This window comes from Nocardia sp. CS682, from assembly GCF_004634405.1.
In the GTDB taxonomy this organism is placed as follows: Bacteria; Actinomycetota; Actinomycetes; order Mycobacteriales; family Mycobacteriaceae; genus Nocardia; species Nocardia ninae.
The window spans coordinates 4,406,491-4,420,031 of record NZ_CP029710.1; the positions used below are offsets into that span (position 1 = coordinate 4,406,491).

At 68.4% G+C, this 13,541-nt stretch carries 13 protein-coding genes; 7 read left to right on the plus strand and 6 right to left on the minus strand.

Annotated features, from left to right (window positions below):
- Nucleotides 1-2 precede the first annotated feature (2 nt).
- Entirely contained in the window at nt 3-1,046 is a 1,044-nt protein-coding gene (locus DMB37_RS19910) for a 3-oxoacyl-ACP synthase III family protein (protein ID WP_206055284.1), read from the plus strand.
- A complete protein-coding gene (locus tag DMB37_RS19915; RefSeq protein WP_135234010.1) occupies nt 1,043-2,080 on the plus strand; it encodes an aminotransferase class I/II-fold pyridoxal phosphate-dependent enzyme in 1,038 nt (345 codons plus the stop codon). Before DMB37_RS19910 ends, DMB37_RS19915 begins: the two co-directional genes overlap by 4 nt.
- A gap of 7 nt (nt 2,081-2,087) precedes the next feature.
- On the opposite strand, the gene DMB37_RS19920 is transcribed toward DMB37_RS19915, so the two are convergent.
- Nucleotides 2,088-3,080 (minus strand): bile acid:sodium symporter family protein, encoded by a 993-nt coding sequence (locus DMB37_RS19920; RefSeq protein WP_135234011.1) that lies wholly within the window; start codon nt 3,078-3,080, stop codon nt 2,088-2,090.
- A gap of 142 nt (nt 3,081-3,222) precedes the next feature.
- Here DMB37_RS19920 and DMB37_RS19925 point away from each other — a divergent pair, with 142 nt between their 5' ends.
- The gene (locus DMB37_RS19925; RefSeq protein ID WP_206055285.1) at nt 3,223-4,020 is read left to right on the plus strand and encodes an MBL fold metallo-hydrolase; all 798 of its coding nucleotides are present in this window, start codon (nt 3,223-3,225) and stop codon (nt 4,018-4,020) included.
- Nucleotides 4,021-4,083: 63 nt separating this feature from the next.
- Here the strand turns inward: DMB37_RS19925 and DMB37_RS19930 are convergent, their stop codons facing one another.
- The 3 genes from DMB37_RS19930 to DMB37_RS19940 are packed head-to-tail and all read right to left on the minus strand — an operon-like array spanning nt 4,084 to nt 6,209.
- Complete coding sequence (locus DMB37_RS19930) at nt 4,084-4,422, minus strand: hypothetical protein (RefSeq protein WP_135234012.1); 339 nt, start codon at nt 4,420-4,422, stop codon at nt 4,084-4,086.
- Complete coding sequence (locus DMB37_RS19935) at nt 4,419-5,291, minus strand: DUF692 domain-containing protein (RefSeq protein WP_135234013.1); 873 nt, start codon at nt 5,289-5,291, stop codon at nt 4,419-4,421. The genes DMB37_RS19930 and DMB37_RS19935 overlap by 4 nt, the downstream gene beginning before the upstream one ends.
- A 24-nt stretch (nt 5,292-5,315) precedes the next feature.
- Nucleotides 5,316-6,209, minus strand: coding sequence for a TIGR04222 domain-containing membrane protein (locus DMB37_RS19940; RefSeq protein ID WP_206055286.1), 894 nt, complete (start codon nt 6,207-6,209; stop codon nt 5,316-5,318).
- Nucleotides 6,210-6,361: 152 nt separating this feature from the next.
- Here DMB37_RS19940 and DMB37_RS19945 point away from each other — a divergent pair, with 152 nt between their 5' ends.
- Nucleotides 6,362-6,739, plus strand: coding sequence for a cupin domain-containing protein (locus DMB37_RS19945; protein ID WP_135234014.1), 378 nt, complete (start codon nt 6,362-6,364; stop codon nt 6,737-6,739).
- Between the two features lie 3 nt (nt 6,740-6,742).
- On the opposite strand, the gene DMB37_RS19950 is transcribed toward DMB37_RS19945, so the two are convergent.
- Entirely contained in the window at nt 6,743-7,150 is a 408-nt protein-coding gene (locus DMB37_RS19950) for an SdpI family protein (RefSeq protein WP_135234015.1), read from the minus strand.
- 351 nt (nt 7,151-7,501) lie between these two features.
- On the opposite strand from DMB37_RS19950, the gene leuS reads away from it, so the two are divergent.
- A complete protein-coding gene (gene leuS, locus DMB37_RS19955) occupies nt 7,502-10,348 on the plus strand; it encodes a leucine--tRNA ligase (protein ID WP_135234016.1) in 2,847 nt (948 codons plus the stop codon).
- A gap of 88 nt (nt 10,349-10,436) precedes the next feature.
- Here the strand turns inward: leuS and DMB37_RS19960 are convergent, their stop codons facing one another.
- Entirely contained in the window at nt 10,437-11,138 is a 702-nt protein-coding gene (locus tag DMB37_RS19960) for an SDR family oxidoreductase (RefSeq protein WP_135234017.1), read from the minus strand.
- A gap of 196 nt (nt 11,139-11,334) precedes the next feature.
- On the opposite strand from DMB37_RS19960, the gene DMB37_RS19965 reads away from it, so the two are divergent.
- Complete coding sequence (locus DMB37_RS19965) at nt 11,335-12,672, plus strand: glycogen debranching protein (RefSeq protein ID WP_135234018.1); 1,338 nt, start codon at nt 11,335-11,337, stop codon at nt 12,670-12,672.
- 112 nt (nt 12,673-12,784) lie between these two features.
- A complete protein-coding gene (locus DMB37_RS19970; protein ID WP_135234019.1) occupies nt 12,785-13,519 on the plus strand; it encodes a glycoside hydrolase family 25 protein in 735 nt (244 codons plus the stop codon).
- Nucleotides 13,520-13,541: the final 22 nt, after the last annotated feature.

Genomic DNA, 13,541 nt, shown 5'->3' on the forward strand with positions numbered 1-13,541 from the left:
GCATGATCCCCACCAACCCGGACGCCCCGGGACTGCCCTCGATCAGCCTGGTCGACGTGGCCAGCTACCTGCCGGGCGAACCGGTCGGCACCGAATACTTCACCCAGTTCTCCCGCTCGGACCGGATGGCCAAGAACGTGATGTTCCGCTCGCCCAAGGCCCGCCACCACGTCGACCGGGACGAGACAGCAGTGGACATGGTCGAGCGCGCCGTCGCGCCGCTGATCGAACGCCATGGCGCGCAGTTCATCTCGGACATCGACGTACTGATCACGCACACTCAGCTGCCGACCAACCCGGTGATGGGATGCGGGCCGGAGGTCGCCAGGCGGCTCGGCGCCCGCCCCGACTTCGTCTACGACGTGCACAACGGCGGCTGTGCCGCCTTCGTGCACATGATGTCGATGGCCCGAATGGTGTTGCAGACCACCAGCGCCCGGACCGCACTGATCGCGGCGACGCAGAACTGCGCGGGACCGGTGTTCACCCAGCCCGATATCCGCAAGCTGGCCCAGGCGCCGGTGCCCGGCGACGGCTGCGGGGTAGGTCTGCTGGTCAAGGACGACAGCGCGCCGATCCTGGACATCGAGTGCCGCACCTACCCCGAATTCGCCGGGGACATGGAGTTTTCCACCAACGGCGACCGCAAGTACTGGGAGCCGGGCGAGGGCCAGGGCTGCGTCAGTTTCACCGAATCCAAGATCACCAAGGTGTTCGCGCGCGGCAACCGGCTGGTGCCGGAAGTGGCGCTGGCGGTGTGCGACCGGATCGGGGTGAAGGGCCGCGACATCGACACCTTCGTCACCAATCAGCCGAACCGGTTGTTCCTGCGCAACTGGCACGACGCGCTCGAGCTGCCCGCCGAACGGCATCCGGACAGCTTCGACCGGTGCGGAAACCTGTTCGCCGCAGGCATTCCGGTGACACTGGACATCGAGAACCGGGCGGGCAGGCTGCGCAACGGGTCGGTGGTGCTGATGTCGGCGTTCGCGCACGCGGGCGACTTCGCGGGCGCCGCGGCCATCCGGTGGGGTGCGGCGCGATGAGCATGCACCTCGTCGAGGAGACGACGCCGTCGCGGCAGCGCGGCAGCTCTTCGGCGGCGGCCGAGTTCGACCTGACACTGAGCGAGAACCCGTTTCCGCCGTTGCCCTCGGTGCTACGTGCGGTGAACAGTGCACTGGCCCGAGCCAATCGGTATCCGGAGTTCTTACCGCGGGAGCTGCCGACGGTGATCGCGCGACATCTGGGTCTGCATTCGGATCAGGTCGTGGTCGGCTCGGGTGCGACCGGGGTGGCACTGCAGATCATGCAGTCGTTGACCACCACCGGTGCCGGAATGGTCTACGCGACACCGACGTTCGACGGTTACCCGATCATAGCCGAGATGACGGGCCTGGAGACGGTCGCGGTGCCGTTGGACTCGGCGGGCGAGCAGGATCTGCCCGCGATGGCCAGGGCCATCGATAAACGGACCGGGCTGGTGGCGGTGTGCCGTCCGCACAACCCCACGGGCACGGTGGTCTCCGCGCGTGAACTGACCGCGTTTTTGGGCGAGGTGCCCGCTCGGGTGCCGGTGATCCTGGACGAGGCCTACGTCGAGTTCCTCGGTGCCGCCGAGTACATGGACCCGCTCGCGCTCCTGCGCCGCCACCCCAATCTCCTTGTGCTGCGCACCTTCTCGAAGGCGTACGGGTTAGCCGGACTGCGTATCGGCTATGCCTTCGGCAGGCGCGAGCTGGTGGCCCGGGTGCGCAGGCTGCAGTTGCCGTTCGGGATGAGCGCGGCGGCGGTGGCGGCGGTGTCCGCGTCCTACGCGGCCGAGCCCGAGCTCGCCGCGCGGACCATGCGGATCACCACCGAGCGGGACGCACTGCGCGACGCGCTACGGCGCTGCGGGATCGCGGTGCCGCGCAGTCACGCGAACTTCCTGTACCTGCCGGGGCCCGGCGTGGCCACCGCGCTGCGGCGGGCGGGCATCGCCGCCAAGGCGTATCCGGATGGGAGCGCCCGCATTGCGGTCGGCGATCCGGTAGCGGCACACGCCGTGCTGCGGGCGCTCGAGACGCTACGCAAGTAGCCGCGCGTCAGTGGGCCACTGCCGCGTCGGGTTCCTCGGCCTGCTTGGCCCAGCGCTGGGCCAACGCGGCGCAGGTGATCAGCTGGATCTGATGGAACATCATCAGCGGCAGCACGATCAGCCCGACCGGCTGGCTCGCGAAAAGCACCGTCGCCATGGGCAATCCGGTGGCGAGGCTCTTCTTGGAGCCGCAGAACACGATCACGATCCGGTCCGCGCGCGAGAAGCCGAAGACCCGGCCGATCAGCATGGTCACCGCGATGACGAGCGCGAGCAGCACGCAGCACACCCCGGCCAGCGCGAGGATCCGCCACGGCGAGAGCATGTGCCAGATGCCCTCCACCATGCCCGCGCTGAACGCGCTGTAGACGACGAGCAGGATCGAGCCGCGGTCCACCAGCTTCGTCGGCTCGGCGTACCGGCTGAGCCAGCGGTGCACCTTGGGCCGGATCAGCTGGCCGATGAAGAACGGCACCAGCAGTTGCAGCACGATGTCGCCGATCGAGGAGAAATCGACGCTGGCCTGGCCCGTGGTGTTCATCAACAGGATCACCAGCAACGGAGTCACGAAGACACCCAGCAGGTTCGACGCCGTCGCGCTCACGATCGCGCCGGGCACATTGCCCTTCGCGATCGAGGTGAATGCGATCGAGGACTGCACGGTGGACGGCACCAGGCACAGGAACAGCAGCCCGGTGTACAGGTCGTCGGTCAGCACGCCGGGCACCAGCAGGTGCGCCGCCAGCCCGAGCAGCGGGAAGAGCACGAAGGTGCTGGCCAGCACGACGACGTGCAGCCGCCAGTGGGTCAGCCCCGCCAGCGCCTCCTTCGGCGAAAGCCGAGTGCCGTACAGCAGGAAGAGCAATGCGATGGCAATCTTCGTCAGCACGCCGACTACGTCGGCAGCGGTACCCCGAGCGGGAAAAACGCTGGCCAGGGCAACCGTAGCGAGGATCGACAGGATGAAACCGTCGATATAGAACTTGCTGAGGAATCGCACAACACACGCTAACGCCGCGACTGTGCCCTGATCGAACCGAGAAGTACGTATTTCGTCACACCATGGGATGTCTGGGCATACTGGAAATATACGAACGTTCGTCCGTACACTTGCCGAAAGCCGTACGAACGAAGGAAAGACGATGAAGATCCGCCGACTGGGCTGGGCAGGCGTGGAAGTCGAATTCGACGGCGCCACACTGGTGATCGACGCCGTCCAGGACAGCGAGTTGCTGCGGGGTGCACTGCCGGACGGCGCGTTGACCACCCCGCGGCCCGCGAACGCCGCACTGGTCACCCACCTGCACCTCGATCACGCCGATCCCTCCGGGCTGTCGCGCATCCTGGCGGCCGACGGCATCGTGCTGCGCCCCGAGCCGATGGTGGGCACCGGCGACGATCTCGCGTGGACCGCCGCGGCCGAAAAGGGTTTCGCCGCACACGATCTGCCGACCAGGGTGATGACGGAGTGGGCGACCACCACCATCGGCCCGTTCGAGGTGACCGCGGTACCCGCCGTCGACGGACTCGGCGACCCACAGGTGAACTGGGTCGTCGGCGCCGGCGGCCACCGGATCTTCCACGGCGGCGACACCCTCTTCCACGGCATGTGGTGGCTCATCGCCCGCCGCTGCGGCCCGTTCGATGTCGCGTTCCTACCGATAAACGGTGCGGCAGTGGACTTTCCACACTTGCAACCGGCCAGTCCGTTGCCCGCGGTGCTCACGCCGGAGCAAGCCGTCCTGGCGGGGCACCTACTCGGCGCACGCACCGTCGTCCCGATCCACTTCGGTCTGGACCGGCCGCCGTACTACGTGGAGGTCGACGACTCGCTGACCGCGTTCCGTGGCGCCGCGGCCGATCTCGGTGTCCACACCACTGTGCTGACACCGGGGGAATCGCTGGATCTCTGCGTTATGGCAACAAGCCGCAGCGCATAGGCCCGAATTTCCAACGCGCGAAGGCGCGTGGTGCGCAAGCCTGGTACGCGGCTGTACCCGCTGTCAGCCTCTGCGGACCAACAACTTTCGGACGCGAGAGGATGTGGAGCCCGCGACGCCCGCGAACTCGGCGAAAGCCGTTGCGTCCGAGGCGGTCGACGTTTTGGGCTTGTCCCCGGCCCAAGCGATGAAGCGCGTGGTGAAGTCCGCACCGCAGGCATGTACCAGCAATGGGAAGCGACGTGCGACCTCGCTGGCGCGTTTGCGCAGCAACGCCCGCGCCGTCGCGGCGACGGCCTCGGTATCGAAACCGTCCGGCACCGGGCTTCCGGCCACCAGGGCCCGAACCAACGCCGCCTGCCGCTCGGCGAGCAGATCGGTATCGACTTCCGGCGGATTCATGTGCGCGCCAAACGTGCGCGCCCGGTGATCAACGGTCGGTGCGCGGCCGCGGCGATCGCATCGAGTTCGTCGAGGAGCTCGGCGGCGGGCGGATAGTTGCCGTCGCGTTCCAGCATCAGCGGCACCGGGTGAATATCGGTGAAAGCATTTACGAGAGCGAGGACTTCGGCGGGGATCGGATCGGTGTGCGTGTCGTGGTAGCGGCCGTCGGCTTCGTGCCCACCCGCGACGTGACAGTAGGCGACGCGATCCGTTGGCAGCCGCAGCAATTCGGCAAGGGGATCGCGAGCGCGGTTGCGGGCGTTCGCATAAACGTTCGCGATGTCGAGCAGCAGATACACGCCGGTCCGGTCGACGAGCTCGGCGAGGAACTCCGACTCGGTGTATTCGTCGTCGGGCCAGTCGAACAGTGCCGCGATGTTCTCCACCGCCAGCGGCACATCGAGCACCGCCTGGACGCGGGAGATGTTGCGCGCCAACACATCCAGCGCCGACTTGGAACGGGGCACCGGAAGCAGATGCCCTGCTTCGACACCACCCGCGCGCACGAAAGCGACATGCTCGCTCACCAGCGGCGCACCGAGCGCTTCAGCGCACGCGGCGAGATGCTCGATCCGGTGCTCGTGCACCGGTTCGGCGCCACCGAGCGACAACGAAATACCGTGCGGCACAATCGCGGTCCCGCCCGCGCGCAAGATCGTCAGTTCGCCGGGAATCGTGAGCTCCGACCGGCCGAGCAGCCGCCGACGGACCGGCAGCGACTCCGCGATCACCTCGGCGAACCCGAGTCCATCCAGTTCCGCGATCACGCCACAGATCTCCGGCCGCCAGCCGATCCCGAGCGCGCCGTCCGGCAGGGGTCCACTCATCCGCGGCTCCGGCCGGTGCCGTGGTCAGCCGCCACAGCCACCGCCACCCCCGCAGCCGCCGCCTCCGCCACCTCCGTCACCACCGCTGCTACCGCCGTCGCCGCTCGACGAGCTCGGTGGCTCGACGGCGCTCGCGAGACCGGGGTCCAGCGACAGCAGTGCGGCGCCGCCGAAGATCGCCGCGGCGAGTGCGGCGCTTTCGGCGCCGTAGGTGGCGTAGGCAGGCGAATTGGACGGCCGCAGATGCGCGTTGCTGCTGGTCGCGTTCTTGCGGGCCAGCCTGCCGAGCGGCGTCAGCCGCGGTGTGGCAACCAGGAAGAAGTAGCAGAACGCCTGCACGATCAGGGCGAGCACGAGGAACGCGACCGGGTTGTCGTTCAGCATCCCTGCGACCAACCGCACCACGCCGACCGCTCCGACGATCAGCACCGGCAGCCCGGCGTCCCGCAGACTGCGCCGGTAGGCCGCGTCGGGAAAGTAGCCGCGCTTGATCATCGAGTCGCGCAGCGGACCGAGTGCCGCCGCCGAGCCTGCGGTCAGCGCGGCGACCGTCGGCTTGGCCCCGGCGGCGATCCGTTCGTAGATCGACCGGGTGAACGGATCCAGTTGCCTGCGGTCCTCGGCGTTCAGCGGCCGCGCCGGCGCCGCGGCGGAGTCGATGAGGTCGTGGCTGCGCAGCCGGGCCAGCGCGGTCAGCACCGCCCGGCGGTCGTCGAACAGCATGGCGACCTCGGGCAGTGACAGCTCCGTGCCCGGTCGCTCGATACCGCGGGTGTCGACGGCGCCGCGGGTCACCCGCAGCCGCATCCACAACCCGAGCAGCACCGCGATGGCCACGCACGGCCAGTACAACGCCATGAAATCCGGTCCGGATATCCCCCAGGTATCGCCCGCGGCCATCAGGTCCAACACAGTCATCTCTACCCCGAAAATCACGCAGGTACTGCAACGTCCCAAGTATGGACCGCCGGTAACGATGCCGACAGGGTTGGACCCGAAACGTAACTCAGCCGATCTTTCACACCCGTCGTCACAGCCCTGTGGATAGCTGGGGATGATTCGATGGTGGGGTGACGCGACGCGAGTACCAGGTGAACGCCGCACCCGCACGGGGCACCGCGAGCCGCGTGTTGTTCCGCCGCACCCTCGGCAGGCGCGAGCTCGTGCTGCGCCAGACGATCATCGAGCCGGGCGGCAGCAGCGGCTGGCATTACCACGACGGCACCTTGTTCGTGCTGGTCACCAAGGGCGTGCTCGATCATCCCGGTGCGGACTGCGCGCCGGTGACCTATCGCCGCGGCCGAGTCTTCCGCGAACCGAGCGGACCGAATTATCCCCACGTCGCACGCAATCGCGGGTCGGTCGCCGTCAAACTTTGCGTGCTCTACCTCAACCCGGTCGGGAGTCCGCTGTCCCGCAGCGTGCCCGCACCGGACTGCGCCGAGTAGCGGTCAGGTCGCGGGCTGGCAGGCATCGCGCAGCGAACAAGCGCCGCACGCACTGCCGCAGCCGCCGACTTCGGCGGGCGGGGCGATGGCGGCGGCCGTCGAGGCCGCGGCGTTGGCACCCGCGCCGAGGGTGAACAGGGCGACGATGGCCGCACCCGCGCCGACGAGCAGAGCGACCAGGCCGCTCGCGGCCAGCGCGACGAGACCACCGGCGAACAGCAGCGCCCCGGCCGCCAGCGAGGTGGGGGCGGCGACACGATTCGCGATACGGAAGGTCTCGTCGTCGGACAGCGCGGCCTCGGTGTGCACCCCGACGAAGCGGTTGCGCGGCAGCCTGCCGATCAGCCCGAGTGCGCCGGTTGTGACGGCCACGAGGGCCAGCACGAACAGGACGAGAGCGACGACGAACACCCATGCAGGCTAGCGCATCGGTGCTGTCAGCCCGCCGGGCGCTCCCCCGCAACCGACTAGCACTCAGGAGTCCACCACCCGGACGAGCGCTTTCCACACCGCGTCGCAGCAGGTTGCCGACGTAGCAACCAAACGCATTGTTGGGTCCGCTCAGCTGGGAACGACAACTCGCGAGTAACGCGAAGGCGGTGCGGCGCAGTCGCATACCGACGGGCGGGTAACTTCGTTCCCGGCGCGGAAGCGGACGCGCCGAAGGAGTCCGCACAGCCCGATTTTCAGTACTGCGGTCCGCACGTTCTACCCTGATAGACGAAGTTTGTCGGGGATCGGCGATCACAAGAAGGCAGGACCGTGCAGGACACTCGTGCAACCGATAGCGATGTACCCGAGCATCGGTACAACGCCGAGCTTGCCGGCCGCATCGAACAGCGGTGGCAGCGGACTTGGGCGGAGCGTGGCACCTTCCACGCGCCGAACCCGGTCGGCCCACTCGCGGGTGACACCCCGGCCGACAAGCTGTTCATCCAGGACATGTTCCCGTACCCCTCGGGTGCGGGGCTGCACGTCGGGCATCCACTCGGCTACATCGCCACCGACGTCTTCGCGCGCTACCACCGGATGCACGGCCGCAATGTGCTGCACGCCCTCGGCTTCGACGCCTTCGGCCTGCCCGCCGAGCAGTACGCGGTGCAGACCGGCGCGCACCCACGGGTGACCACCGAGTCGAATATCGCCAACATGCAGCGCCAGCTGGGCAGGCTCGGTCTGGGCCACGACAGCAGGCGCTCGTTCGCGACGACCGATCCGGAGTACTACCGCTGGACCCAGTGGATCTTCCTGCGCATCTACAACTCCTGGTACGACCAGGAGTTGAACCGGGCGCGCCCGATCGCGGAACTGGCCGACCAGTTCGCCAGCGGCGCACGGCCGGTCCCGGACGGGAAGTCCTGGGCCGAGCTGAGCTCCGCCGAGCGCGGGGCGCTGCTGGACTCCTACCGCCTGGTGTACCTGACCGATTCGATGGTCAACTGGTGCCCCGGTCTGGGCACGGTGCTGTCCAACGAGGAGGTCACCGCCGACGGACGCAGCGAGCGCGGCAACTTCCCGGTGTTCCGTAAGCGCCTGTGGCAGTGGATGATGCGGATCACCGCCTATGCCGACCGGCTGATCGACGACCTGGACCACCTGGACTGGTCGGATCAGGTGAAAACGATGCAGCGCAACTGGATCGGGCGTTCGCGCGGCGCGCAGGTGAAGTTCGACGTAGCGGGCGAACAGATCGAGGTCTTCACCACCCGCCCCGACACCCTGTTCGGCGCGACCTACGTCGTGCTGGCACCGGAACACGAGCTGGTCGACAAGCTGACGGCGACGGAGTGGCCCGCGGGCACCGATCCGCGCTGGACCAACGGCAACGCCGCGAACCCCGCGGAAGCCGTTGCGGCCTACCGCAAGTCGATCATCGCCAAGTCGGATCTGGAACGTCAGGAGAACAAGGAGAAGACCGGAGTCTTCCTGGGCGTCCATGCCACCAACCCGGCCAACGGCGCGGCCGTTCCGGTCTTCGTCGCCGACTACGTGCTGAGCGGTTACGGCACCGGCGCGATCATGGCCGTGCCCGGTCACGACCAGCGCGACTGGGAGTTCGCCACCGCGCTGGGCCTGCCGATCGTGCAGGTGATCACCGGCGGCGATATCACCGAGGCCGCCTACTCCGGCGACGGCGAGCTGGTGAACTCCGGCTATCTCGACGGTCTGTCCGTCGAGGACGCCAAGGCGACCATCATCGCCAGGCTGGAGACCGAGGGGCACGGCAACGGCACCATCCAGTACAAGCTGCGCGACTGGTTGTTCGCACGGCAGCGCTACTGGGGCGAGCCGTTCCCGATCGTCTTCGACGAGGACGACCGGCCGCACGCGTTGCCGGAATCGATGCTGCCGGTACAGCTTCCGGAGCTGGACGATTTCGCGCCGGTCACCTTCGACCCGGACGACGCCGACTCCGAGCCGTCCCCGCCGCTGGCCAAGGCCACCGAGTGGGTCAACGTCGAGCTGGACCTTGGCGACGGACTCAAGAAGTACCGCCGCGACACCAACGTCATGCCGAACTGGGCGGGCAGCTCCTGGTACCAGCTGCGCTACGCCGACCCGACCAACTCGGAGGCGTTCTGCGCCAAGGAGAACGAGCAGTACTGGCTGGGCCCGCGCCCGGCCGAGCACGGGCCGGACGATCCCGGCGGCGTCGACCTGTACATCGGCGGCATGGAGCACGCGGTGCTGCATCTGCTGTACGCGCGGTTCTGGCAGAAGGTGCTGTTCGATCTGGGCGACGTCAGCGGCAGCGAGCCGTACCGGAAGCTGTTCAACCAGGGCTATATCCAGGCCTACGCCTACACCGACGAGCGCGGCGCGTACGTGCCCGCCGCCGAGATCGTCGAGCGGGACGGCAAGTTCTACTGGACCGATCCGACCGGCACCGAGATCGAGGTGTTCCAGGAGTACGGCAAGATCGGCAAGTCGCTGAAGAACGCGGTCTCGCCGGACGAGATGTACGACCTCTACGGCGCGGACACCTTCCGCTTCTACGAGATGTCGATGGGTCCGCTGGACAGCTCGCGGCCGTGGGCGACCAAGGATGTCGTCGGCGCGCACCGGTTCCTGCAGCGGGTATGGCGGCTGGTGGTGGACGAGGAGACCGGCGGGGTGCGCGTCGCCGAGACCGCACCGTCGGCGGAAACCCTGCGGCTGCTGCACAAGACGATCGCCGGCGTCGACGAGGACTATGCCGCGCTGCGCGACAACACCGCGGGCGCCAAGCTGATCGAGCTGACCAACCACCTCACCAAGACCTACCCCGAGGGCGCGCCGCGCACGGTGGTGGAGTCGCTGGTGCTGATGCTCGCGCCGCTGTCACCGCACATCGCCGAGGAACTGTGGGATCGACTGGGGCACACCACATCCCTGGCACACGGGCCGTTCCCGGTGGCCGATCCGGCGCTGCTCGTCGACGAGTCGGTCGAGTACCCGATTCAGGTGAACGGCAAGGTGCGCAGCCGAATTCAGGTGCCCGCCGATGCGGACAACGCGGCCATCGAAGCGGCCGCGCTGGCCGACGATAAGATCGCCGCGCTGTTGAACGGTGCCGCCCCGCGCAAGTTGATCGTCGTCCCCGGCCGTCTGATCAACATCGTCGCGTAGGCAGCGGACGGGGCCTCGTCATCCGACGAGGCCCCGTCTACCAGCGAAGTTCCGTCCGTGGCTTCGCGCGGGTGACGAGCGGCCCTGGCTAGCTGGACGCGGGCCGCAGCACGATCTCCGTCGGGTGCCCGTCCCGCGATGTCTCGACCGCATTGCGCACCGCACCTGCGACCGTCTCCGCGCGCAGGAACTGCTCCGGCCGGTACTCGCGGCCCTCGTGCGCGATGATCTCGCGCTGCATGTCGGTGTCGATGCGGCCGGGATGAATCGAGGTCACCCGCAGCGACGGCTCCTCCAGCCGCAGCGCGTCGGCGAAGGCGCGCAGCCCGAACTTGCTCGCGGCATAGGAGGCCCAGCCCGCGTTCGCGCGCAGCCCGGCGCCCGAATTGATCAGCAGCACATGGCCGTCCGCCGCGCGTAGCGCGGGCAGCAGCACCCTGGTCAGCTCGACCACCGCGATCAGGTTGGCCTCCAAGGTGTTTCGCCACTGATCGACGGTGGATTCGGCGATGGTGCCCAGATCTTGAATACCGGCGTTGTGCACGAGCACGTCCAGCCGCCGGATCGGCGCGGCCGCCGTCGCCACCGCCGCGTAGTCGGTCAGCTCGACCGGCCAGCCGGTCGCGTCGGGTATCTCTTTCAGGATGTCGCGCAGCGCGTCGGCGGACCTGGCGCCGAGCAGCAGCTCGTGCGACGGCGCGAGCTCGCGGGCGATCGCGGCGCCGAGGCCACGGCTGGCGCCGGTGATCAGCGCGGTGGGCTTCGGAGAGCTGGTCACGGCATAGGTCATGCGCCCCACCGTAATAGCTCGGCAAAGCGCAGCGATGCACGCATACAGCGACAGTCGAATCTCGAGCAGCGAATTACGGACGGGGCATTCGAGCGTGAGAACCGCCGAGCACGAGCCGCCCGCCGACGGGTGGGACCAGGCAGAGTCGGACACCGCCGAACGGGCGTACTTACGGGTGGCACCGCAGAATAGGGGGATGGCACACCCGGGTTTCACCCCGACACAGCTCGCGGCCCGCGCCGCCTACCTGCTGCGCGGCAACGACCTGGGCACCATGACCAGCGCGGCGCCGCGGCTTTATCCGCACATGTGGAGCTGGGACGCCGCCTTCGTCGCGGTCGGGCTGGCACCGCTGAGCGTGGAACGCGCGGTCATCGAGCTGGACACCCTGCTCTCGGCGCAGTGGAAGAACGGCATGATCCCGCACATCGTCTTCGCCAACGGCGTCGACGGCTACTTCCCTGGCCCGTCCCGGTGGGAGTGCCGCAAGCTGGCCGCCAACGCCCCCGACGGCCCGGACACCTCGGGCATCACCCAGCCGCCGGTGCACGCCATCGCGGTGCAACGCATCCTCGACCACTCCAGGCGGCACGGCCGCAGCACGCGGGCGGTCGCCGAGGAGTTCCTCAACCGCCGCTGGCCGGACCTGGTGCGCTGGCATCGCTGGCTGGCGCACGCCCGCGACCCCAAGGACATCGGGCGGATCACGCTGTATCACGGCTGGGAATCCGGCATGGACAACTCGCCGCGCTGGGACCGGGCCTACGACAACGTGGTCCCCGGCGACCTGCCGCCGTACCACCGGCAGGACGTGCTGGTGGTCGCCGATCCGACGCAGCGGCCGAGCGACCGCGAATACGACCGCTACCTGTGGCTGGTCGAGCAGATGCGCCGGGCGGGTTACGACGATTACCAGCTGTCCTCCACGATGAGTTTCGCGGTCGAGGATGTGTTCGTCACCGGGATCTTCGCGCTGGCCTGTGAGGTGCTCGCCAATATCGGTGAGGAGTACAAGCAGCCGCACGCCGACGTGCGCGAGTTGTACGCGTGGGCCGACCGCTTCCGGGCCGGCGTGGTCGCGACCACCGATGCCCGCACCGGCGCGGCCAGGGATTTCGACGTGCGGTTGCAGCGCTGGATCGGCACCGAGACGCTGTCGATGTTCGCGCCGCTGCTGTGCGGCGGGCTGCCGCGCGACACCGAACGCGCCCTGCTGCGCACGTTCGAGGGGCCGCGCTTCTGCGGGCATCCGGATCTGCGCTACGCGCTGCCGCCGTCGACCTCGCCGGTGTCGCGCGACTTCCGCTCGCGCGAGTACTGGCGTGGTCCGGTGTGGCCGGTGATGAGCTGGCTGTTCTCCTGGGTGTTCGCCCGGCGCGGGTGGGCCGAGCGCTCGTTCATGCTGCGCGCCGAGGGTCTGCGCCAAGCCAGCGACGGCAGTTTCGCCGAGTACTACGAGCCGTTCACCGGCGAACCGCTCGGCAGCATGCAGCAGTCGTGGACGGCCGCTTCGGTGCTCGACTGGCTCGGTTGAGCCGGAAACCAGGGATTTGCGGGCGATCAGCACGGCGCCCAGGTAAACGTTGCGCAACTACCTCTTCCGTAACACTGGTCACAAGTAGATCAAATAGCTATCGTCGAACGCCATGGACACCCCTCGTTGGAGCTCGACCATCCGTCGTCGCGGCACGGCCCTGTCCCTCATCGCGCTATCCGGCATCCTCACGGCTACCTTGTCCGGGACCGCGGCGGCCGCGCCGACCGGTCCGGACGTCTCGTCCTGGCAGCACATCGACGGCAGGCTGATCGACTGGTTCGCGGTGAAACGGGCCGGGCACGACTTCGCCATGGTCAAGGCCACCGAGGGCGTGAGCTACATCAACCCCTACTTCGTGCCGGACAGCCTGCTGATGCGGGCCGCGGGCGTCGCGCGCGGGACCTACCACTACGCCAGGCCGAACCTGCCGCCGGAACCGCAGGCCGCGCTCTACGCCACGGTGGTGCTCGGCCAGAACGGCGCACTGGACCTGCCGCCGGTCCTCGATCTGGAGACCACCGGCGGGCTGGCCCCCGCCGCGTTGATCGACTGGACCCGCCGCTATCTGAACACGGTGCAGGCGCTGACCGGACGGACCCCGATCGTCTACACCTATCCGAACTTCTGGCGCACGGCGATGGCCGACACCAACGAGTTCACCCGGTACCCGCTGTGGATCGCCGACTATCGCGGCAACGAGGCACCCGAGGTGCCGGGCGGCTGGCCGACCTGGACGTTCTGGCAGACCACCGACAGCGGCGGCATCGACGGCATCACCGGCCGCACCGACTTGAACGTATACAGCGGCGCGCAAGGCGATTTCGCGCGCTTCGCCAACATGTAGCGACGCCGAAACCACGAAACCG

What these genes read in the sequence shown, in the direction of transcription:
- DMB37_RS19910 (WP_206055284.1), top strand. Translation starts at nt 3, where the DNA reads ATGATCCCCACCAACCCGGACGCCCCGGGACTGCCCTCGATCAGCCTG.
- DMB37_RS19915 (WP_135234010.1), top strand. Translation starts at nt 1,043, where the DNA reads ATGAGCATGCACCTCGTCGAGGAGACGACGCCGTCGCGGCAGCGCGGC.
- DMB37_RS19925 (WP_206055285.1), top strand. Translation starts at nt 3,223, where the DNA reads ATGAAGATCCGCCGACTGGGCTGGGCAGGCGTGGAAGTCGAATTCGAC.
- DMB37_RS19930 (WP_135234012.1), bottom strand. Translation starts at nt 4,422, where the DNA reads ATGAATCCGCCGGAAGTCGATACCGATCTGCTCGCCGAGCGGCAGGCG.
- DMB37_RS19935 (WP_135234013.1), bottom strand. Translation starts at nt 5,291, where the DNA reads ATGAGTGGACCCCTGCCGGACGGCGCGCTCGGGATCGGCTGGCGGCCG.
- DMB37_RS19940 (WP_206055286.1), bottom strand. Translation starts at nt 6,209, where the DNA reads ATGACTGTGTTGGACCTGATGGCCGCGGGCGATACCTGGGGGATATCC.
- DMB37_RS19960 (WP_135234017.1), bottom strand. Translation starts at nt 11,138, where the DNA reads ATGACCTATGCCGTGACCAGCTCTCCGAAGCCCACCGCGCTGATCACC.
- DMB37_RS19965 (WP_135234018.1), top strand. Translation starts at nt 11,335, where the DNA reads ATGGCACACCCGGGTTTCACCCCGACACAGCTCGCGGCCCGCGCCGCC.
- DMB37_RS19970 (WP_135234019.1), top strand. Translation starts at nt 12,785, where the DNA reads ATGGACACCCCTCGTTGGAGCTCGACCATCCGTCGTCGCGGCACGGCC.